Source organism: Dyadobacter luteus, assembly GCF_003383615.1.
Lineage (GTDB): Bacteria > Bacteroidota > Bacteroidia > Cytophagales > Spirosomataceae > Dyadobacter > Dyadobacter luteus.
The window spans coordinates 45,371-64,821 of sequence record NZ_QNUL01000004.1 but is presented as its reverse complement, the minus strand read 5'-3'; the positions used below and the strand labels follow the sequence as shown (position 1 = coordinate 64,821).

The following is a 19,451-nucleotide window of genomic DNA, read 5'->3' as shown; positions in this document are numbered from 1 at the left end:
CGGATTTTTTTAGAACTCAATGAAAACACTTCTGCACATATTCCTGATAGCTTTTGGCTGTACCTGTCCTTCGATAGCGCAGGAATTCGCCAGGCATACTGATGACTACCGCGACAAATACCGCGAGGAGTTTACAAAAACACCCAATTCTCCGCTTAGCAAGGACGATCTGAAATATCTTCAGTTCTATGCGCCGGATTCAACTTATCAGGTAAAAGCACACTTTGAAAGAACCCGTCATAACCGACCCTTTGGAATGCCTACCTACAGTGGCGCTCAGAAGACTTTTGTCAAATATGGGGTTCTTCGTTTTAAAATTGAAGGCAGACGTCATAAGTTATATGTATACCGCAGTCTGGGTCTGGAAACATTACCTCAGTACAAAGACTATCTTTTTGTTCCCTTTAAAGATAAAACGAGTGGCAAAACCACTTACGGCGGCGGACGTTATCTTGATCTGAAAACTACGGAAATAAAGGATGGCTCCTGCATGCTCGACTTTAACAAAGCATACAATCCCTATTGTGCATACAGTGAAGGATTCAACTGTCCGATTCCGCCTAAGGATAACGTGCTGATGATATCAATCGCAGCAGGCGAGAAGAATTTTACGAAGAAGCATTAACCGGCTACCTGGACTCCCAGCCGCTGACAAGTTTCCCATTCTCATATTCACTTATTTTCCATTCCGCTGTAAGCATATTTCTGAAGATAACTCTTCCTGTAAACCTGCCTCGATCAACGGGAGTATTCAATATAGCATTATTGTAAAATGTGGCAAGATAAGCCGTGTAGTTTTTCGTCGCCCGAAACATCAGATACCTGCTGTATCCCTGTACATTCCCATTGCTGATCTGCTCATTTAACTGTGTATGGTAAATCCCCGGAACAAGTGCGACATAAGCGAGGTAGGTACTGTCATTTACTTTTTCGCTAACCACTCCACTCCACTCAGGTTTCCATCGTACCTGAAGCGTGTCATTGACTCTGTCAACAAGTCTGGTAAGATGACCTTCTCTTTCAAAAAAGAGTTGCAGGGAAGCTCCGTCGGTTTTCAGGACTGGATCTACCTCTTCAGATTTCTCCCCACAGCCTGTTACCAGGACTGTCAATAATAACAACAAAGCAGTAAAGTGATTTTTCATAACCCGTTTTTAATTGCACAGCCCAAAAGTATACCCACTGTTACTTACGTCCTTTGATAATTATCAAAATCGTATTGTGCTAGCTATTATTTTTTATACGTTGATCTGATTCTGCTCAAATGCTCCTGCGAAATCCCCAGATAGGAAGCAATATAGCCCAACTTGGTTCGCTGAGCTATATCAGGAATTTGCAGAAGCAATTTTTCATATCGCTCTTCCGCACTACAAAATGCGAAGAGCTTCATACGTTCGTCCAGTAACAGGTAGTTGTGTGTAATCATCAGTCTACCTAAACGCTCTACCACAGGAAACTGCTCAAACACTGGTTCAATCTTATCGAACTGCAGACTCCATAATATTGAATCCTCTGTAAGCTGAATGTTATAAAATGAAGGCTTTCCACTGAAAAGGCTATCAATGGCACTCGCGATCTGGCCCTGTGAGGCAAACCACGCCGTCACTTCTTTCCCATCCTTGTAATAGAATACTCTCGCAATACCTGACTCCAGATAATGAAATTCTTTACAGATATTGCCCTGGTCGAACAGCAACTCCCCTGCCTTGACTTCCCTTCTGATTGTAATCCTTAATATTGCCTCCTGCACATCTCCGGTTAGTGGAGTAAAACTGTTGAGATAACGTAAAAATGCATTCATGACAAAACCGATTACAATCCAAAGTATTGGTTAGCAAAAAACCCGGCGTGAACCGGGTTTTCAACTTTTTTATTTCTCTGCTTTCAGCAATTCTTTCTGTTTAAGAATACGTTCAAAAACTTTTATATCATGTTCCGATGTAAAAATCGAGAACGGCAGGTGAACGAACTGTCCCTTTGAGATAACAAGTACATAAGCATCCTTGTCTTTATACCCTTCCAGAATCTGTTCCCACTTCATGATATTTCCCTCTTTATGATTCAACTTCATCAAAATCTGACGACTGTCGAATTCATAAGAGAATTTTTCAAACATGGGTTTATACTGGGCAAGCTGGGTGATACCTGTAAACTGAATAACCCAGAAAAGGATATAAAGCAACGTACCCACAAAGACAGTGATATATACCCAATAATTAGGATACACACCTGTAATCCCCAGAATAGCATTGATTAAAATAAGTGCAACAGGTACCAATACCCACTTGATCTGCGTTTTGAAAAAATAACGCATCGCAAGAGTAATGTACTTTTTGGTAGGTAGCGCATACTTTTTAGTACGAACCGCCGCCGGATTCGTTGGCATTTGATAAACAGGCTGGTGTTTGTTCACCGATACTTTGGCCATAATTCAAAATAAAAATTAAGCAGTTTCTTTATTGTTAGCAATCCGATGTAAAGCTACAGGCTCAACGGCGCTAAAATGAAGTGCAAAGTTAGAAAAAACCATCTGACTTATGCAGAAAGCATTTGAAATAAAAAGCAGTTACCAGAATTTAGTGTAATTTGCGGTAATACCGCTTTCTGCTTTCGGCCATCAGCTTTCAGCACTTTATTTAAAGGAGCCCATTTGCATTGATGCGCCTTCAGCCCGATTGCCGACAGCCGAAAGCAAATAAGCACTTTAACTATCCTGCCCGTAATGAATTTTTTGTTCCCTGGATTTCTTTGGGGTTTGCTTGCCATAGCCATTCCCATTGCTGTACATATTTTCAATTTCCGGCGTACAAAACGCGTGTTCTTTACTAATGTGGCTTTTCTTAAAGCGGTGGATACGCAAACAAGATCAGTTCGAAAAATAAAGCACTGGCTCATTATGGCAGCCAGGATACTGGCTATTGCCTGCCTGGCATTTGCATTTGCTCAACCTTATCTTCCCGGCAAAGCAACGACTGCTGCGCAACAAAAAGGGATAACAAGTCTGTATCTTGACAATTCAATGAGCATGCAAAATGAAGCCAATTCAAAGCGCTACATTGATCTTGCCACCGGACATTTGAGCGACCTGCTGGGACTTTTTAAAAATGCTACATCTCTGCAACTCGTTACCAACGACTTTTCTGCTCAGGAGCAGGCACTTTACCGCGCTGAGAAAGTACGCGACTTACTTACTGCCGTAGGACTTTCTCACACTCCCAGAACACTGGAAGATGTACTCAAACGACAGCAAAACCTGATAGCCAGACATCAGAGCTCAGGAAAAAATCAGCTGTTCTGGTTCTCGGATTTCCAAAAAAGTACTGCCGGCAATCTGGCTGACCTTAAAATTGACACAACCAATCAACTCTTTCTTGTACCTGTTCAGACTGTAGCCGAAAAAAATATTTATGTAGATTCTGCCTGGCTGAACACCCCGTTCATCAGAGAGCTTCAGAACAATGTATTGTTTGTAAAAGTAAGTAATGCAGGAAAAGAAGTTGCCAAAAATGTAGTGCTCAAACTCACCCTGGACAATACACAAGCGTCTACAGCCTCGGTTACTGTACCTGCAGGCGGCTCCGCTACGGCGCAGTTCAACTTCAATCTCACGGGCAAAGGTTACAAAAAGGGTTTGATCACATTTGACGATTTCCCTGTCACCTTCGACAATAACTATTATTTTGTTCTGAACGCATCTCCTCAAATCAGGATAGTACATATTTACGGTCAGCAAAATCCAGGCAATCACATTCAGAATGTATATGCAAATGACAGTCTGTTTTCTATTAAAAGCTATAGTGTAAGCAATCTGGATCCGGGCATGGTAAAAGATGCAGATATGGTGGTACTTGAAGGTGTGCAGCAACCCGGAGGCACACTTACTCAGGAATTGCTGACATTCATTAATGCAGGTGGGAGCGTTTCTGTCATTCCACCTTCCGAACCGGATCAAAATGCCTACCAGACTTTTCTCCGTGGCTTTGGTATCAACGGGCTTTCTTTAATCAAAAATCCGTCTCAGGAAACTTTGCCCATGACAGCTCCGGATCGTAACAACCCGTTTTTCAGTGATGTGTTTGAAGAATCAGTGCGGCAGGAAACTAATTTAAACCTGCCTTCCGCTGCTCCCGTCTGGTCGTGGCCGTCTGCCGGCCAGCAGCTGCTTGGACTCAGGAACGGCCAGCCATACCTGACCCGTCTGACACAGAGAAAGGGTAAGGTCTACCTCTTTGCCTCTCCTTTCCAAAATGAATATGGTTCCATGGCACAACATGCCATTTTCGTTCCGGTCATGTACAAGATAGCCGCCATGAGCGTACGTGCGCAAAGAACAGCTTTCACCTTTGACGAAAATCCGATTACATTGCATATCGACTCGGTCACACCCAATACAACTTATAAACTAAGACGCGATAAAACCGAAATCATTCCCGTTCAGCGAATGGCAGGCAATCAGCTCCTGTTGGAAATTCCACAGGGAGATCAGTTGGGAGAAGCTCTTCAGGCGGGCTATTTTGAGCTGATCAGTGACAATAAGGTGCAGCAGGTTATCGCTTTGAATCATAACAATTCTGAATCCAAACTTGAATATTATTCTCCTGAGGAACTCAAAGCCGCTTTTGCCCGACAAAAAAACGTGCAGGTATTCGATAGCCTTACTGACGATGCCTTTGCCAAAGAGTTTCAGCAGCAAAATCTGGGAACAAGTTTGTGGAAGTACTTTTTGTATGCGGCCCTGTTCTTCCTTTTGGTTGAAGTACTTTTAATAAGGTTTAAAAAGTAAAAAAACGGATAGGGTTTTCTGTTTATCACTTTTTACCCCAACTTTGTACCAAACATTATTTTATTTATAAATGCTTTCATCCCGAATAGGAATTCTTGGTGGTGGCCAGTTGGGACTCATGCTCCTGCAGGCCGCTATCGACTGGAATCTTGATATTCATGTTTTAGATCCTGATCCTGAGGCTCCCTGCCGCAGAATTGCTCCAAAGTTTACGCAAGGTTCACTGCAGGATTTCGATACTGTTTACAATTTTGGCAAAGACCTTGATGTCATTACCATCGAGATTGAAAAGGTCAATGTAGAAGCGCTTGAAAAGCTTGAATCGGAAGGTAAACGGGTTTACCCGCAACCTGCTGTCATCCGCCAGATACAGGATAAAAGAATCCAAAAAGTTTTTTACACTGACAAAGGACTCCCTACTGCTGATTTTATATTGACAGAAAACCGCGCATCGGTAGGCGAACATCTGGATTTCCTTCCTGCTTTTCACAAGCTTGGACGCGACGGATACGATGGTCGCGGTGTGCAGCGCATCGCTTCGGAAGCTGATCTTGACAAAGCATTTGACCAGCCCGGACTTCTTGAAAAAGCGGTTCCCTTTGAAAAAGAACTGGCAGTTATTGTTGCAAGAAACCCTTCAGGAGAAGTGATGACCTTCCCAACCGTGGAAATGGTTTTTCATCCTGAACTGAACCTTGTTGAATATCTTTTTGCACCGGCGGAAATCTCTGAAGAAACAGACCAGAAAGCACAACTGATCGCGCGGCAGACAGCGGAAGCATTCGAGATTGTCGGTCTTCTCGCAGTAGAATTGTTTTTAACTCCGGAAGGGGAAGTACTGATTAACGAAGTGGCTCCCCGTCCACATAACAGCGGGCATCATACCATACAAGCCAATGTAACATCGCAGTACCAGCAACACTGGCGGGCTATTCTGGATTTGCCGCTGGGCAGTACAAAGGCGTACGGACCATCAGCTATGGTGAATTTGCTTGGGGAAGCAGGCTTTGAGGGGCCTGCGGAATACGAGGGCATGGAAAAGCTGCTGGCTACCCCGGAAGTTTTTCCATTTTTGTACTGGAAAGCGATTACCAAACCTTTCCGAAAAATGGGGCATATCACCATTATGGATGATAATATCAGTGCGCTAAAAGAAAAGGTTGCATACGTTACAAAAAACATCAAAGTGATCAGCAAGTCATGATAAGTAGCTGTTGGCAATTAGCTGTTAGTTTTTTTTAAGCAAATGATTAATAGCACATTACAAAACAAAACAATGTAAACTAGCTTTCTGCTAGTACTTACATAAGTGACCTGTGAACACTGTTTCACTCTAAATCAATAAAATAAATGGTTGGAATTATCATGGGCAGCCTTTCGGACAGAAAGGTGATGCAGGAAGCTGCGGATGCACTAAAAGAACTGGGAATAGCGTTTGAAATGGAAATCGTTTCGGCTCACCGCACACCGGAGCGGATGCTGGAATATGGTGCTTCGGCACGTAGTCGTGGCCTTAAAGTAATAATAGCGGGAGCAGGTGGTGCGGCGCACTTGCCAGGTATGGTTGCGTCACTTACTTCTCTGCCTGTGATCGGGGTTCCTGTTCTTTCCAGCAATTCGATTGACGGTTGGGATTCGGTTCTTTCCATCCTGCAAATGCCTTCGGGTGTGCCGGTAGCGACGGTAGCTCTCAATGGCGCCCGTAATGCGGGAATTCTTGCAGCACAGATTATCGGAGCAAGTGATCCGCAAACCGCCGAAAGACTTGACGCATTTAAGTCCGGACTTAAGGAGAAAGTTGCTGTGATGAACTCAGAATTAAAAAATCTGATTGATTAATAAAGGCTCTTTACTATTTTCGTAAAGTAAATACCATCACTTTGTAATAGTACAACCACAAAAAATAGAACTGCCTGTTAGCAATGGAAGACGAATTCCCAAAGAAAAGAAACGTACGTCCGGTTGAAAAATCGAACCTCCCAATAATCACTTTATCGGTACTTGTCCTTCTTGTTCTGGCAATGCTTTATGTGGGCTATGAATATATCTCTGATAGTTCATCTAATTCTGAAGAGCTTACCTCTGTAGTGGTGGATCCTAATCCTGAAACCGAACTCGCAGAGCCAGTAGAAGAAGAACCTCAGCCAATCACGAGCACAGAGAAGACGGAACGTCCTGAGCCTGTGAAAGAAAAGGTTAAAGAGGTTTCTGCTTCATCTATCGGCGGCGAGCAGATTACTCACAGCGTGAAAAGTGGGGAAACTTTCTCCAGTATTGCTGCCCGTTACAACCTGAAACTGGAAACTTTGAAAGGTCTTAATTCTTCTGTTTCAGATGTAAAAGCAGGTACTACAAAGTTAAAGGTGCAGGTCAAAACCATTCACACGGTAGGGCCTGGTGACGTACTTCGTGTAGTTGCTGAAAAACATGGAGTGACCAAAGATGCGATCATGAAGGCAAACGGAAAAACAAAAGATTTTGCCGAAAGAGGCGAAAAGCTGATCATTCCGTTTCCTCAGAAAAAATAGTATTCTTTCTAGTAATAGAAAAAATGGGATCGCAATCAACTGCGATCCCATTTTTGTTTCTATCAACTGCTCTTTCAGAAACCTCTTCCCCCACTCCCAGGTCCACGGTTACCACCTCCGGGAAAACCACCGCCCGGGAAACCACCCGGTCCATCGAATTCTCTTCTATTGGTTGGAGTTGGCATCTTACCAAAGTTTCTCAGCGTGTAGGTGAATGTAAGCATTGCATATTGCGTAAGCACCTGGCTGGTCATATCCTGCACGTAGGTCTCGGTCACATTACGGGAAATGCTATTATTTTGTTTCAGTATATCAAATACAGTCAGCTTCAATTCCCCCGCATTGTTCTTCAGGAATTTCTTACCAACGCTTGCGTTCCAGAGCGTAAAGTTTTGATTGTAACCCTCTCCCAATCCACGGTAGGACTGATTGTTCACGTCGGTCTGCACCACAAATCCTTTGCCGAAGATCCAGTTTACCCGTCCGCTGATACCGGATGTGTAATAGTTGTTATTCATCTGAGGCTGAATCGTGTTACGAACAACATTGTAATTCCCTGAATATGAAAGTGTAAAATCCAGATTTTCGCTGATGTTACTGCTTACGACCAAACCTTGCGACACAGCATAGGTATTCGAAAAGTTCGATACATTATTGATCACCCCAGGAGAGCGCACATAGTTGAATCCGGTTGTAACGTTGACATTCAGCTTCAAAGGTGCAACTGGTTTTCCGTAGGCTATCAGAGAACGGGCATTCCAGCTACCATCGACGTTGATCGGCGAAGTAAGCTTAGCTCCCTCTTCCAGAACAATTCCGTTCGGAAGTGTAGTTGGCTGGCGTGCAATAAAAGTCGAATTCACAATGGCATTGTTCGTTTGGGTTACAAAGATCATCGCATTCAGACTGTAAGGACGGCTCGCGCCGGCAAGTGAATAGCGAACATTCAGATTGTTCCGATACTCCTGTTTCAGGTTAGGATTACCCGCCGTAAGCGCCAACGGATTACTGTTGTCTACCACATTTTGTAATTGCGTGATAGAGGGCTGATTGGTTGAACTGCGGAAGAATGTACGGAACTGAGTGCCCGACTTTGATCGGTACATCAGCATAAAACTAGGCAACACATTCGTAAAAGTCTGATCCACGGTTGCATTGCGCGGTGCCAACTGTTGGCTGTATAGATTTGCGTTCTGAAAATCAACACCAAAATTACTGGTCCATTCGTTTTTTCTGAGGCGATAAGAAATACCGGCTCTGTTAGTCGTGTAACGGTTGTCAAAATTGTTTGTCAGCAACGTATCCAGACTGGCGTAAGAATTATCATCAAAATTAAGGTTGTAGGTTTCTCTTGCCGAGTTGCTGTTGCTGAGCGTAAAGTTGTAATTCAGCTGCAGTTGTCCGTTTTTACCGACCGGCTCTGTATAGACCAGATTACTTCCCAGCGTAGTTCCGTCGGAACTTGTCAGGTTTTCCTGATTGATGGTATCACCAGGCATCTCCAGATTAGTAAAATAAAGGTTCTTTGAATACAGACGCCCTACTCCACTGCGGTCATTCATTTGTGTATTTATATTCAGTGATATACTACGCCCTCTTTTCGCGAAAGCATGGCGATACAAAATATCATTTCCGAAATTATAACCGCTCGTGTTGTTAGTCCGGTTGATATCCGCACTGTTGAGCAGGCTACCATTAGCCAGGCTTGTAAGCCCTACTTTCATGCTCGCAGAATTGTTGTCCTGAAAGCTTAATCTTGGTGTTATGATCAGGGTATTACTTTTGTTGATATTGTATTCAATTCTGAAATTGACACGGTGATTCATGTTTGTGCTGGACGTACGGCTCGTGTCGTTATAGAACTGGTTACCTCCACCGCCTTGCAGGAAGTATTCCTGACGCGTAGTCTGATCGTTGGTATTGTTGGTACGATTGAAAAAATAACTTCCGGTAACATCAACCTTTGTTCCGAATTTATTTGAATAGTTCAATCCCAGCGAATTGGTACCTGTGATACCGCTCTGACCTCCAACCATAAAATTGTTAGATCCTCCCCCGCCGGCTCCGCGACCACCTCCACCTGAATTACCACTGCTTGTTACTCCCAAGAGGTCCTGACTGGAAAAATTCTGATTATTAATATTGTTGCTGAGTCCGATAAGCGATATACGCTGATTGCCTTTGAAATAACTAACGTTTCCACCAGCCTGATAACGGTTATCAAGTCCGTAGCCTGCAAACAGTTTACCAAACTGGCCCACTTTACGATCCGCTTTGGTTACGATATTAATTGTTCTCTGCGCATTTCCATCATCAAAGCCGGTAAACTGCGCCTGATCACTGAGCTTGTCAAAAACCTCAATCTTGTCTACAATTTCGGCTGGGAGTGATTTCAATGTCAAAGCGGCATCTTCTCCAAAGAAGGGTTTACCATCAACCAAAACACGATTTACAGTCTCTCCGTGAGCAGTTACCGTACCATTGGTCACTGTAATACCCGGCATTTTCTGGATCAGATCCTCGGTCGTCGCGTCAGGATTCGTTTTAAAAGCTGCTGCATTGAACTGCGTGGTATCGCCTTTCTGCTCCATGGCTGTTACCTGCCCCACTACCTTCACCTCTTTCAGGTTAGCAACTGCTTCAGTCAGTTCGAAAGTACCCAGATTTTGCACATCCGAATCAACAGTAATCTTCCTGATCAAATCGTTATAGCTCAGATAAGATATCTTAATCTGATAAGTGGTCTTTTTAGTCAATCCGTTGAAAGAGAATTTCCCTTTCTCATCTGTGGTTACATACTCCGGTTTTGCATCCGGGGTATCGCGGCTCACCGCAACGTAGGCACCTACTACCGGACTCTTGTCTGTACTGTCAACAACCGTTCCAGTAATCTGTGCATTTTGTGCCTGTGAAGATGCAGAGTAACCGCTGCAAATCACAAATAGGAGAAGAGTTAATAATCTTTTCATGGTTCTTGTAAAGGTTTATGCAGGGTTAGAGCTGCATTTTGTAAAAAAGTTTAAACCCGTTTACAATAATCCGTCACATACCGCTCGTTTCTCGTTTTTTACCGATGAAACACCCAACTTTACCGACGAATTAAACTCATTCATTCAGTAACATTAATGAAACAATACACCATTGAGCCAGCTTCAGTGAAGGATTACCCACGTCTGCTTTCTATATGGGAAGCTGCAGTAAGGGCTACACACGATTTTCTTCAGGAAGAACATATCACTTTTTATAAACAGCAGATTCCCGGGCTTTACTTCCCTGCTGTTTCGTTATTTATCGCCAGAGGTGATGATAAAGACATCGCGGGATTTCTTGGACTGACAGCAGACAATATCGAAATGCTGTTTGTTGATCCAATCCATTTCGGAAAAGGCATCGGAAAACAACTTACCCAATTTGCAATTGCAGAAAAGGGAATCAGAAAAGTAGATGTGAATGAACAGAACCCACAGGCGCTGGGATTTTATCAAAGAATGGGATTTATCATCAGTAGCAGATCACAAACAGATGCAGAAAACAATCCCTTTCCTATCCTGCATTTGGAATTGGAAAGGGATTGATAAGAGTTACTTTAATTGGAGCTTACCCCAACCACTCCTTCAACAACTCCTCATAACTTTCCAAAAACAAAGCATAGGCTTTTTCCAGCTGGGGAAGGGCTTCGGAAAGTGTGCTGGTATCGTCGGATTTGAGTCGCCATTCGGCATCACGGGCAATTTCGGCAACTTGTGATACGCCTACGGTTCCTGCACTTCCTTTCAGTGTGTGCAGGTTACTTTTTACTGTCGGAATATCATTTTCAGCAAAAGCTGTTACCGCTCCGCTCACAAGTTCATTGGATTCTGTTACAAAATCTTCAAATACGGAAAGTACCAGATCTGCTCCGCCAATGCCGTTGAGCTGATCAATGATTTCTTTATCCAAAACCGGTAAAGTAACTTCCTGAACAACACCTACTTTCTTGATTTCTACCTGAGGACCCTGATCAGTATCTGTAATAAGTTCTCTTACTTTATAAATCAAAGTCTGCGCACGGATCGGTTTGGCCAGGTAATCGTCCATACCCTGACTGATAAACCGGTCGCGGTCTTCCTTCATAGAATAAGCGGTCATGGCTACAATCGGAGGTAAATCTGAAAAGCGTTTCTTCAGTTCTACCGTTGTTTCTACGCCGTCCATATCTGGCATCTGTATATCCATAAAAATGATGTCATACATACCGTTCCCCGATTTCACTTTCGCTTCTACCTTATCAATAGCCTGGAATCCGCTTTCTGCCAGATCCACAACGCAACCTGCCTTCTTCATGATTTCGTTGGCCACTTTGCGGTTTACGGCGTTATCGTCTACCAGCAAAATATTGGGGTGATAATCTGAGAAGACATTCTCAATAGGTAATTCTTCAAGTTGTTTTGCCTTACTTACCTTCACCTGAGTGGTTTCCCTGGTCTCAAACGTAAACCAGAACGTGCTCCCTTCTCCAGGTACGGAATCGACACCTATAGAGCCATTCATCAGCTCACATAGCTGCTTGGATATAGCAAGTCCAAGTCCAGTACCGCCAAACGATTTACGTGAAGAATTGTCCAGTTGAGTAAAGGAAGTAAACAGAATCTGTCTGTCCATCGCACTGATACCAATTCCCGAATCCTGTACTTCCACCTTGATCTTATTAAAATCACCGTCCCTTTTGACTGAAGTCAGGAACACCTTTACGGCACCGTTTTCAGTAAACTTCAAGGCGTTTGAGGTTAAGTTCGAAAGGATTTGCAGCAGTCTTGTCTGATCAGCTTTTATGTATTTGGGAAGATCCTGAGCAATGTAATACGTGAGTGTATTCCCCTTATTTTTAGCAGTTTGCCCAAACAGAGATACCAGTTTCAAAAGCAACTCCTCTACCGCAATCGGAGATTCATGAAGCTCCATTTTCCCGGCTTCAATTTTGGACAAATCCAGGATATCGTTCAGGATATTCAGAAGCGTTTCCGAAGATCGTTTGATTGTAAGCACATAATCCTTCTGTTCCACGTTCAGCGGCGTCTCTCCCAACAGGTCAATCATACCGATCACCCCATTCATAGGCGTACGGATCTCGTGGCTCATGTTGGCCAAAAATCCCTCTTTCACCTTCAGAGAACGCTCCGCATGTTCTTTGGCTTTGAGCAGTTCCTGTTCATTACGTTTCAGCTCAGTGATATCGCGTGCAAGTACTGCTACCTCCGCAGGCTTTCCTTTATCATCTACAAAAAGAAGCATGTTGACCATAAACTGGCGCTCGGTACCATCTTTTCTGTTTAAGGTGATCTCAAAGTTTCGCAGACTTCTGCTCTTGCGGAGACGGATCAACGCAGAATGAATTTTTTTACGATCCATAAAAAACTCTGTTATCTGACGCCCGATAACTTCATCGGGCAGATAACCAAGCCTTTTCAAAACCGACTGGCTAATCATCGTAATCGCTCCGTGCCGGTTGATACGGCAATAAATATCCTGAAGATTCTCAAAAATTCCACGGAAAAGCTCCTCGCTATGGCGAAGAGAAAGCTCTGCCTCTTTCCGGCGGGTAATATCCCTGGCAATACCTGACACCTCCTCAATCACGCCCTGGGCGTAACGAATTGGATTCAGGTAAAACTCCAGCCACATCTCACCTCCATCTTTTTTATCGATTCTGAATTCGAAGTATTGAGGTTCTCCACGCAGTGCCTGCCGGTATTTCGCATCCAGCGTACGACGGTTATTGACACCCACCATTCTCCAGCCAAATTTTTCGGCACTCACGTTCAGTGTTGGCCTTACACCTACTTCTGATTGGATAAGATCTGCATAATTTTTATTGAAGGAAGTCAGATGAAGCCCTTTATTGACAGACCAGATCAGGTGTGAGCTGCTGTCAAAAATTGCGTTAAGCCTCGCCAGGTATTTGCTCAACTCCTCTTCACTTTGTTTTCTGGCAATAGCGATCGCCACCTGTCCTGAGATAAACTCTAGTAGCTCCAGATCGCGGGCATCAAACATTTTGGTATCGTCGTAGGATTTAACCCCGATAATCCCCGTAACCCTGTCACCAATCCGCAGAGGCACACACAACAGCTGCTGAGGCGTTACTCCGTACAAATGCAAACTATTGGTCTGAGCCAGTTCTTCTATATCATCGCCAGACAAAAACAATGGTTTGTTGGAAGCAATGGCATATTCAGTGACTCCATTTCCAAGTCTTCGGCGCGTAAAACGAACATTTCCTTTGAAATACTGATCTACATAATAAGGGAAATAAAGGTAACTCTGACTCGGATCATAAAGAGCAATAAAGAAGTTTTTTACATCAATGATCTTGCCCAGTTCATCATGTATGGCATGGTAAAAATCATCAAGATTCTGCGTATTAACAGTCCAGTTGGCAATACTGTAATATAAATTCTGTGCTTTTTCAGCCCGGATCTTTTCCGTAAAATCATTAAGGATACAACGGTAAGCGGTCGGCTTCCCGTTGTCAAAACGGCAATTGACACTACCTGTTACAAAAACCTTTTTCCCCGCCCGGTTTACAAATACGCTTTCAAAATTCGGATTTGGATTCCCTTCTTCTATCAGTTTAAGCTGCGCTTTGGCCTCTTCAATATGTTGCGGATGAATGATGTCATCAATTCGCATCGAAGCAATTTCATCCAGTCCGTAGCCAAGCACTTCCCGCCAGGCTTTATTTACAAAAATGAATTTCCCGTCAATAGCCACCAGCTGAATCAGATCGCTCGTATTATCTACCAGATCCTGCAGCTGCGAATTGGATTTGGCAATTGAGGACTCCATACGGCGCCTGCGCGTGATGTCGTCCCCTACCAGCGTAACACATTTGACCTCATCATTTTCAGTCTGCATCAGCACTGAATTAATAGAAAAAGTCCGAAGCGTACCCTTGTTGGCCAGGAAAGGAACTTCTCTCTGTTCCAGTTTCCGTTTGCCTTGTATTCCCTCCTCCAACATTTGTCTGATTTCGTCTGCTTCCTCGTGCGGAATCAGCTTATCGAACAAGCTGTGCCCCACCAATTCCTGTTCGGACCAGCCGGTTTTCATCAGGGCATGGGTGCTGATATTTTTAATGATAAAATCAGGCGAAAAAGTTATCCCAATCAGATTGAGATACTGTAATGTATCGTGTATAGTATGCCAGTCGGTCTGGGAAGAAATCATTTCCATAGTTTCCCGTGCTCGTATTTTTAAGGTTCGTTCCTATTCTTAAGTGGATAAATCTACGAATTAAGACGTAATTTTGCCTCGTGAACAGAATTTATAAAAATCAGAGCGACTCGAAAGTGCGCGCCAAAAAGCATTTAGGCCAACACTTTTTAAAAGATATGAACATTGCACGCCAGATCGTTGACGGCCTGACGTTGCATGGAGGCTATAATAAGGTTTTGGAAATAGGCCCCGGAATGGGCGTATTGACTCAGTTTTTGCTGACCAAAGAAACCTACCAGACCTACGTGATTGAAATAGACACCGAGTCTGTAGCCTATCTTAAAAAACATTATGAAGAACTAACGCCACGTATCATTGAGGGTGATTTTCTGAGGTACAATACCAAAGAGACCTTCTCTGAGAAGTTTGCGATCATCGGGAATTTCCCCTACAATATATCGTCTCAGATTTTTTTCAGGGCGCTTGAAATCCGCGACCAGATTCCCGAGATCGTTTGTATGCTTCAGAAAGAAGTAGCCCTACGCATCGCTTCGCCTCCGGGGAATAAAGATTATGGCATTCTGAGTGTGCTGCTTCAGGCATTTTATGATATAGATTACCTCGTTTCCGTGCCTCCCGGGGCTTTCGATCCTCCTCCGAAGGTTCAATCTGGCGTGATCCGGCTTAGACGTAATGCAGTGGAAAAGCTCGACTGCAACGAAAAAATGTTTTTCCGGGTAGTAAAAACTGCGTTTAACCAGAGAAGAAAAACACTCAGGAATGCGCTCAGACCTATTGGAGAAATGCCTGATCATCCGCTGCTTACCAAACGCGCCGAGCAACTCAGTGTAGCTGAGTTCGTAACACTGACCCAGCTTGCAGAAAGCATTCAGTAACAATAGTAACAGAATTTGAAGGCTAAAACCAGCCTCGCCGCTAACAGAACAGAGCAATGACGTTTGAACTCACCAAGGAATACGTAGATCATATACAGGAATTAATTGAAAGAGGAGATTCCGAAGGCATAAGAGAACAGATGGAGGGTCTTTTCGCCGCAGATATTACAAGCCTGCTTATCGAACTGGATACTGATCAGGCCAAATATCTGGTGACGCAACTGGAAACTACCACCGGTGCTGAAATTCTGGCTGACCTAGATCCCGGAGAAAGACGTGATTTTCTGAAAGCCTTTACTTCTCAGGAGATTTCACGTTATGTGAATATCTTCGATTCTGATGATGCCGTGGATTTGCTTAATGAGCAGCCCATTCAGGTACGTGAGGAGGTCATCGCGTTGCTGGAAGACCGCGAACAAGCTCGTTTTATTCTGGATCTGCTGCACTATGATGAAGATGTGGCGGGAGGTTTGATGCAGAAGGAGCTTGTAAAGGCGAATGTCAACTGGACTGTAAACGAATGTATTGAGGAGCTCCGTAAGCAAGCTGAAGATGTTGGCCGTGTGTATGCAGTATATGTAATTGACGACAACGGTATTCTGCTGGGACTCCTTTCACTTAAGAAAATTGTACTGGCACATAAGAATACGAAAATCCAGAGTCTGTATGACAAGGATGTAATTTTCGTAGAAACGTATCGCCCTGCTGAAGAAGTGGCCGAACTGATGCAGAAATATGACCTTGACACGCTTCCGGTTGTGAACGTACAGGGTAAATTGCTCGGACGCATCACAATTGATGACGTAATTGATGTAATTACCGAACAGGCAAGCTCTGATACAATGGCGATGGCCGGTATTACCGGAGAGGTTGAAGAAGATGATACAATTTTGCAGCAGACAAAGGCGCGTCTTCCCTGGCTTTTAGTTGGTATGATGGGAGGAATTCTGGCTGCTAAATTCATTGGTTTTTTTGAGGGTGACCTGAAAGTTGTTCCAGCCATGGCAGCGTTCATTCCGATTATTGGTTCAACTGGTGGCAACGTGGGTATACAAACTTCTTCATTGGTTTTGCAAAGTCTGGCCGACAAGAGCGGACTGGATTCAGGTCTGGGCTACCGCCTTTTAAGGATGCTCGCTATTGCCCTGATTAATGGGCTTATTATCAGCAGTATCGTTTTCGGATTCAACCTACTGATTGGCAATGAAATACAATTGGCACTGGTAGTGTCCGCAGCACTGATGTCAGTAGTATTTCTGGCCTCATTCATGGGGACTGTGACGCCTATTGCGCTCGAAAAAATAGGTATTAATCCTGCGGTTGCGTCCGGTCCATTTATCACAACTGCCAATGACCTGATCGGTTATGCGGTTTACTTCGGACTGGCTCATTTGCTACTGGATCTTTAACCTGCTTACTGTATCAGGCCAACCCCGATTTGAGTAAACAATACATATCAGTCGCTTTCGATAGCATAAAACGACTGATATGAAATTATTTCTGACGACTATTTTTGCCTTATTGAGCTTTATTGTAGTAAATGCTCAGCAGCCGGTGGACAAGCAGATATACCTTGCAGATCCGGCCATTTTCTTTCATAAGGGCACCTATTATTTGTATGGAACTGTTGAGGGGAACGCCGATGCAGGCTTTCAGGTATACGCTTCCCCCGACCAGAAGAACTGGACAGATAAAGGATTTGCGCTGAAAAAAGGAGAAGCCTATGGCGACAAGGGTTTCTGGGCGCCGCAGGTATTTGAACACAAAGGCCTGTTTTACATGGCTTATGTAGCCAATGAAAATATCGCTATAGCCGTATCAGACAATCCGCTGGGGCCATTTCAACAAAAAGATAAAAAACCACTTGCTGCCCCGGTAAAACAGATTGACCCTTTTGTTTACTTTGACACCGATGGACGGATTTACCTTTACCATGTAAGACTACAGGAAGGCAACAGACTTTTTGTGGCCGAAATGAAGAGTGATTTATCAGAAATCATGCCCGAAACCCTGCAGCCGTGCCTGCACGCAGAAGAAGGTTGGGAAAACACTACTCATGCAAAATGGCCGGTTGCGGAAGGACCAACGATCCTGAAAAAGAATGACCTGTATTACCTTTTTTATACGGCCAACGATTTTCGTAATCCGGATTATGCTGTAGGTTGTGCTACAAGTAAAAGCCCTATGGGTCCATGGACCAAATACAGCGGCAACCCGATTTTGAGCAGAAAAGACATTGGACAAAATGGCACAGGTCATGGCGACTTTTACTTTGATCAAAAAGGGGCACTTCATTACGTTTTTCATACCCACAACTCACAATCAAAGGTTGCTAAAAGAAGAACTGCAACGATAGACGTCAGTTTAGAAAAAAGCAAAACCTTCAGCAGGCCTGTAGTGGATTACAAAAGCTTCCGTTTTTTAACCACCAAATGACCGGATAAGGTAAAAAACGACTACGACTTCTTTTACTATCTTAAACCAACTTAACCGAAAATGAAGAAAACCTGGAAAGGATTGCTATTGGGCTGCCTTTTGGCCGTAAGTTCAATGGTGTCCGCACAAAAGACATTTACCAACCCACTACTACCCTCGGGGGCGGATCCATACAGCATTCACAAGAATGGCTATTACTACTACACCCATACCGTGCAGAACAAACTGATGCTATGGAAAACAAAAAACCTGGCCGACCTTGCAACCGCGGAGAGCAAAACGATATGGACTCCTCCGGCAGGCACAAAATATAGTAAGGAACTATGGGCGCCAGAGCTGCACTACATCAACAAGAAATGGTATATGTATTTTGCCGCAGATGATGGCAAAAACGATAATCACCGCATGTACGTGATCGAAAATGCGTCAGCAGATCCGATGCAGGGAGAATGGACTTTCAAAGGGCAGGTTGCCACACCCGACGACAAATGGGCGATTGACGGTGATATTTTTGAAGTGAAGGACCAGTATTACATGATCTGGTCGGGATGGGAAGGCGACAAAAACGGCCAGCAGAATATATACATTGCGAAAATGGATAATCCCTGGACCATTTCCGGAGAACGTACCAAAATTTCGGGCAGTGATTACGAATGGGAAAAACACGGCGATCTGAACGACGCGAATAACCCGCCACATGTGAACGTAAATGAAGGCCCTCAGTTTCTGAGAAACAAGGATAAAATTTTCATCATTTACTCTGCAAGTGGCTGCTGGACAGATTTCTATGCACTGGGAATGCTCCAAACTACGATCTCCTCAGATTTGATGAAAGCCAGCTCGTGGAAGAAATCTGCTGAACCGGTTTTCAGGCAATCTGCTGAAAACAAAGTATATGCACCGGGACACAATTCGTTCTTCAAATCTCCTGATGGAAAAGAAGACTGGATACTTTACCACGCCAACGCAGAACCCGGACAAGGATGTGGCGGCTTCCGCTCTCCGCGTGCGCAGAAATTTACATGGAATAAAGACGGCACACCGAACTTTGGCATACCAGTAAAAGCAGGAACTAAACTGGCAGTTCCTGCTGAATAAAATTTATCTGGTTACTTTTTCGCGTAACTGGCCGGATTAAGGGAAGCGGGTGCCCACTGCTGGAAAAATTCAAGCACTTTGGCAGGGTCGTGCCCCTTCCCTTTTTCAAGATAGGCTGAGTTCTGCGTATGGATTCTTTTCCCCTTTCCATCCAGAATCACAAAAACGGGAAAACCAAAACGCTGGGGATAATCCAGACCAGCGAGTACATCTTCATTTTTATTCTCCGGACTGTAATTAACATGCAGCATTTCGTAATTACTATCCCGAAATGTTCTCAGCGTGTCATTTCCATTCACGAGTCTGTCAAACAAAATACACCAGCTGCACCAGTTACCTCCTATTTGCAGCAGTACATGTTTGTTAGTCTTTCCGGCTTTCTCTACCGCCGCCGCGATCTGCGTTTTCGCGTCTGCCTCAGGATGATAAATAGTGGGTTTCTGAGCTAAAACTGATGCAGAAAAGAGCATCATCATCATACTAAAAATGGTAGCTTTCATTAGATGTAAATTTGTC

General features: G+C 43.9%; 16 protein-coding genes. 10 read left to right on the top strand and 6 right to left on the bottom strand.

Annotated elements, in window-relative coordinates:
- Positions 1-19 precede the first annotated feature (19 nt).
- On the top strand, positions 20-625 hold the full coding sequence (locus tag DSL64_RS07000; protein WP_115829963.1) for a DUF1684 domain-containing protein: 606 nt from the start codon (positions 20-22) through the stop codon (positions 623-625).
- A 4-nt stretch (positions 626-629) separates the two neighbouring features.
- On the opposite strand, the gene DSL64_RS06995 is transcribed toward DSL64_RS07000, so the two are convergent.
- The 3 genes from DSL64_RS06995 to DSL64_RS06985 form a co-directional block, all read right to left on the bottom strand.
- Positions 630-1,145 (bottom strand): hypothetical protein, encoded by a 516-nt coding sequence (locus DSL64_RS06995; protein ID WP_115829962.1) that lies wholly within the window; start codon positions 1,143-1,145, stop codon positions 630-632.
- Positions 1,146-1,231: 86 nt separating this feature from the next.
- A complete protein-coding gene (locus tag DSL64_RS06990; protein WP_115829961.1) occupies positions 1,232-1,801 on the bottom strand; it encodes a Crp/Fnr family transcriptional regulator in 570 nt (189 codons plus the stop codon).
- Between the two features lie 69 nt (positions 1,802-1,870).
- Positions 1,871-2,428 (bottom strand): YcxB family protein, encoded by a 558-nt coding sequence (locus tag DSL64_RS06985; RefSeq protein ID WP_115829960.1) that lies wholly within the window; start codon positions 2,426-2,428, stop codon positions 1,871-1,873.
- A 294-nt stretch (positions 2,429-2,722) separates the two neighbouring features.
- On the opposite strand from DSL64_RS06985, the gene DSL64_RS06980 reads away from it, so the two are divergent.
- The 4 genes from DSL64_RS06980 (at position 2,723) to DSL64_RS06965 (ending at position 7,311) form a co-directional block, all read left to right on the top strand.
- Positions 2,723-4,783, top strand: a complete 2,061-nt coding sequence (locus DSL64_RS06980) for a BatA domain-containing protein (protein ID WP_115829959.1) — start codon at positions 2,723-2,725, stop codon at positions 4,781-4,783.
- A 70-nt stretch (positions 4,784-4,853) separates the two neighbouring features.
- Positions 4,854-5,987, top strand: a complete 1,134-nt coding sequence (locus DSL64_RS06975) for a 5-(carboxyamino)imidazole ribonucleotide synthase (protein WP_115829958.1) — start codon at positions 4,854-4,856, stop codon at positions 5,985-5,987.
- A 146-nt stretch (positions 5,988-6,133) separates the two neighbouring features.
- Positions 6,134-6,622, top strand: coding sequence for a 5-(carboxyamino)imidazole ribonucleotide mutase (gene purE, locus DSL64_RS06970; protein ID WP_115829957.1), 489 nt, complete (start codon positions 6,134-6,136; stop codon positions 6,620-6,622).
- 83 nt (positions 6,623-6,705) lie between these two features.
- A complete protein-coding gene (locus DSL64_RS06965; RefSeq protein ID WP_115829956.1) occupies positions 6,706-7,311 on the top strand; it encodes a LysM peptidoglycan-binding domain-containing protein in 606 nt (201 codons plus the stop codon).
- Positions 7,312-7,385: 74 nt separating this feature from the next.
- Here the strand turns inward: DSL64_RS06965 and DSL64_RS06960 are convergent, their stop codons facing one another.
- Positions 7,386-10,280 (bottom strand): outer membrane beta-barrel protein, encoded by a 2,895-nt coding sequence (locus DSL64_RS06960; protein ID WP_115829955.1) that lies wholly within the window; start codon positions 10,278-10,280, stop codon positions 7,386-7,388.
- A gap of 156 nt (positions 10,281-10,436) precedes the next feature.
- Here DSL64_RS06960 and DSL64_RS06955 point away from each other — a divergent pair, with 156 nt between their 5' ends.
- The gene (locus DSL64_RS06955) at positions 10,437-10,886 is read left to right on the top strand and encodes a GNAT family N-acetyltransferase (RefSeq protein ID WP_115829954.1); all 450 of its coding nucleotides are present in this window, start codon (positions 10,437-10,439) and stop codon (positions 10,884-10,886) included.
- 22 nt (positions 10,887-10,908) lie between these two features.
- Here DSL64_RS06955 and DSL64_RS06950 read toward each other — a convergent pair whose 3' ends face one another.
- Complete coding sequence (locus DSL64_RS06950; RefSeq protein WP_115829953.1) at positions 10,909-14,523, bottom strand: PAS domain S-box protein; 3,615 nt, start codon at positions 14,521-14,523, stop codon at positions 10,909-10,911.
- Between the two features lie 89 nt (positions 14,524-14,612).
- On the opposite strand from DSL64_RS06950, the gene rsmA reads away from it, so the two are divergent.
- From rsmA to DSL64_RS06930, 4 genes are all read left to right on the top strand, one after another.
- Positions 14,613-15,401, top strand: coding sequence for a 16S rRNA (adenine(1518)-N(6)/adenine(1519)-N(6))-dimethyltransferase RsmA (gene rsmA, locus DSL64_RS06945; RefSeq protein WP_115830239.1), 789 nt, complete (start codon positions 14,613-14,615; stop codon positions 15,399-15,401).
- A 56-nt stretch (positions 15,402-15,457) separates the two neighbouring features.
- Complete coding sequence (gene mgtE / locus DSL64_RS06940; protein ID WP_115829952.1) at positions 15,458-16,810, top strand: magnesium transporter; 1,353 nt, start codon at positions 15,458-15,460, stop codon at positions 16,808-16,810.
- A 79-nt stretch (positions 16,811-16,889) separates the two neighbouring features.
- Entirely contained in the window at positions 16,890-17,837 is a 948-nt protein-coding gene (locus DSL64_RS06935) for a glycoside hydrolase family 43 protein (RefSeq protein WP_115829951.1), read from the top strand.
- A 60-nt stretch (positions 17,838-17,897) separates the two neighbouring features.
- A complete protein-coding gene (locus tag DSL64_RS06930; protein WP_199539343.1) occupies positions 17,898-18,935 on the top strand; it encodes a glycoside hydrolase family 43 protein in 1,038 nt (345 codons plus the stop codon).
- An 11-nt stretch (positions 18,936-18,946) separates the two neighbouring features.
- Here DSL64_RS06930 and DSL64_RS06925 read toward each other — a convergent pair whose 3' ends face one another.
- Positions 18,947-19,435: a thioredoxin family protein gene (locus DSL64_RS06925; protein ID WP_115829950.1), complete on the bottom strand. Its 489-nt coding sequence runs from the start codon at positions 19,433-19,435 to the stop codon at positions 18,947-18,949.
- Positions 19,436-19,451: the final 16 nt, after the last annotated feature.

Bases quoted from the DNA above. Each gene is read 5' to 3' on its own strand.
- DSL64_RS07000 (WP_115829963.1), top strand. From the start codon at position 20: ATGAAAACACTTCTGCACATATTCCTGATAGCTTTTGGCTGTACCTGT.
- DSL64_RS06995 (WP_115829962.1), bottom strand. From the start codon at position 1,145: ATGAAAAATCACTTTACTGCTTTGTTGTTATTATTGACAGTCCTGGTA.
- DSL64_RS06990 (WP_115829961.1), bottom strand. From the start codon at position 1,801: ATGAATGCATTTTTACGTTATCTCAACAGTTTTACTCCACTAACCGGA.
- DSL64_RS06985 (WP_115829960.1), bottom strand. From the start codon at position 2,428: ATGGCCAAAGTATCGGTGAACAAACACCAGCCTGTTTATCAAATGCCA.
- DSL64_RS06980 (WP_115829959.1), top strand. From the start codon at position 2,723: ATGAATTTTTTGTTCCCTGGATTTCTTTGGGGTTTGCTTGCCATAGCC.
- DSL64_RS06975 (WP_115829958.1), top strand. From the start codon at position 4,854: ATGCTTTCATCCCGAATAGGAATTCTTGGTGGTGGCCAGTTGGGACTC.
- purE (WP_115829957.1), top strand. From the start codon at position 6,134: ATGGTTGGAATTATCATGGGCAGCCTTTCGGACAGAAAGGTGATGCAG.
- DSL64_RS06965 (WP_115829956.1), top strand. From the start codon at position 6,706: ATGGAAGACGAATTCCCAAAGAAAAGAAACGTACGTCCGGTTGAAAAA.
- DSL64_RS06960 (WP_115829955.1), bottom strand. From the start codon at position 10,280: ATGAAAAGATTATTAACTCTTCTCCTATTTGTGATTTGCAGCGGTTAC.
- DSL64_RS06955 (WP_115829954.1), top strand. From the start codon at position 10,437: ATGAAACAATACACCATTGAGCCAGCTTCAGTGAAGGATTACCCACGT.
- DSL64_RS06950 (WP_115829953.1), bottom strand. From the start codon at position 14,523: ATGGAAATGATTTCTTCCCAGACCGACTGGCATACTATACACGATACA.
- mgtE (WP_115829952.1), top strand. From the start codon at position 15,458: ATGACGTTTGAACTCACCAAGGAATACGTAGATCATATACAGGAATTA.
- DSL64_RS06935 (WP_115829951.1), top strand. From the start codon at position 16,890: ATGAAATTATTTCTGACGACTATTTTTGCCTTATTGAGCTTTATTGTA.
- DSL64_RS06930 (WP_199539343.1), top strand. From the start codon at position 17,898: ATGAAGAAAACCTGGAAAGGATTGCTATTGGGCTGCCTTTTGGCCGTA.
- DSL64_RS06925 (WP_115829950.1), bottom strand. From the start codon at position 19,435: ATGAAAGCTACCATTTTTAGTATGATGATGATGCTCTTTTCTGCATCA.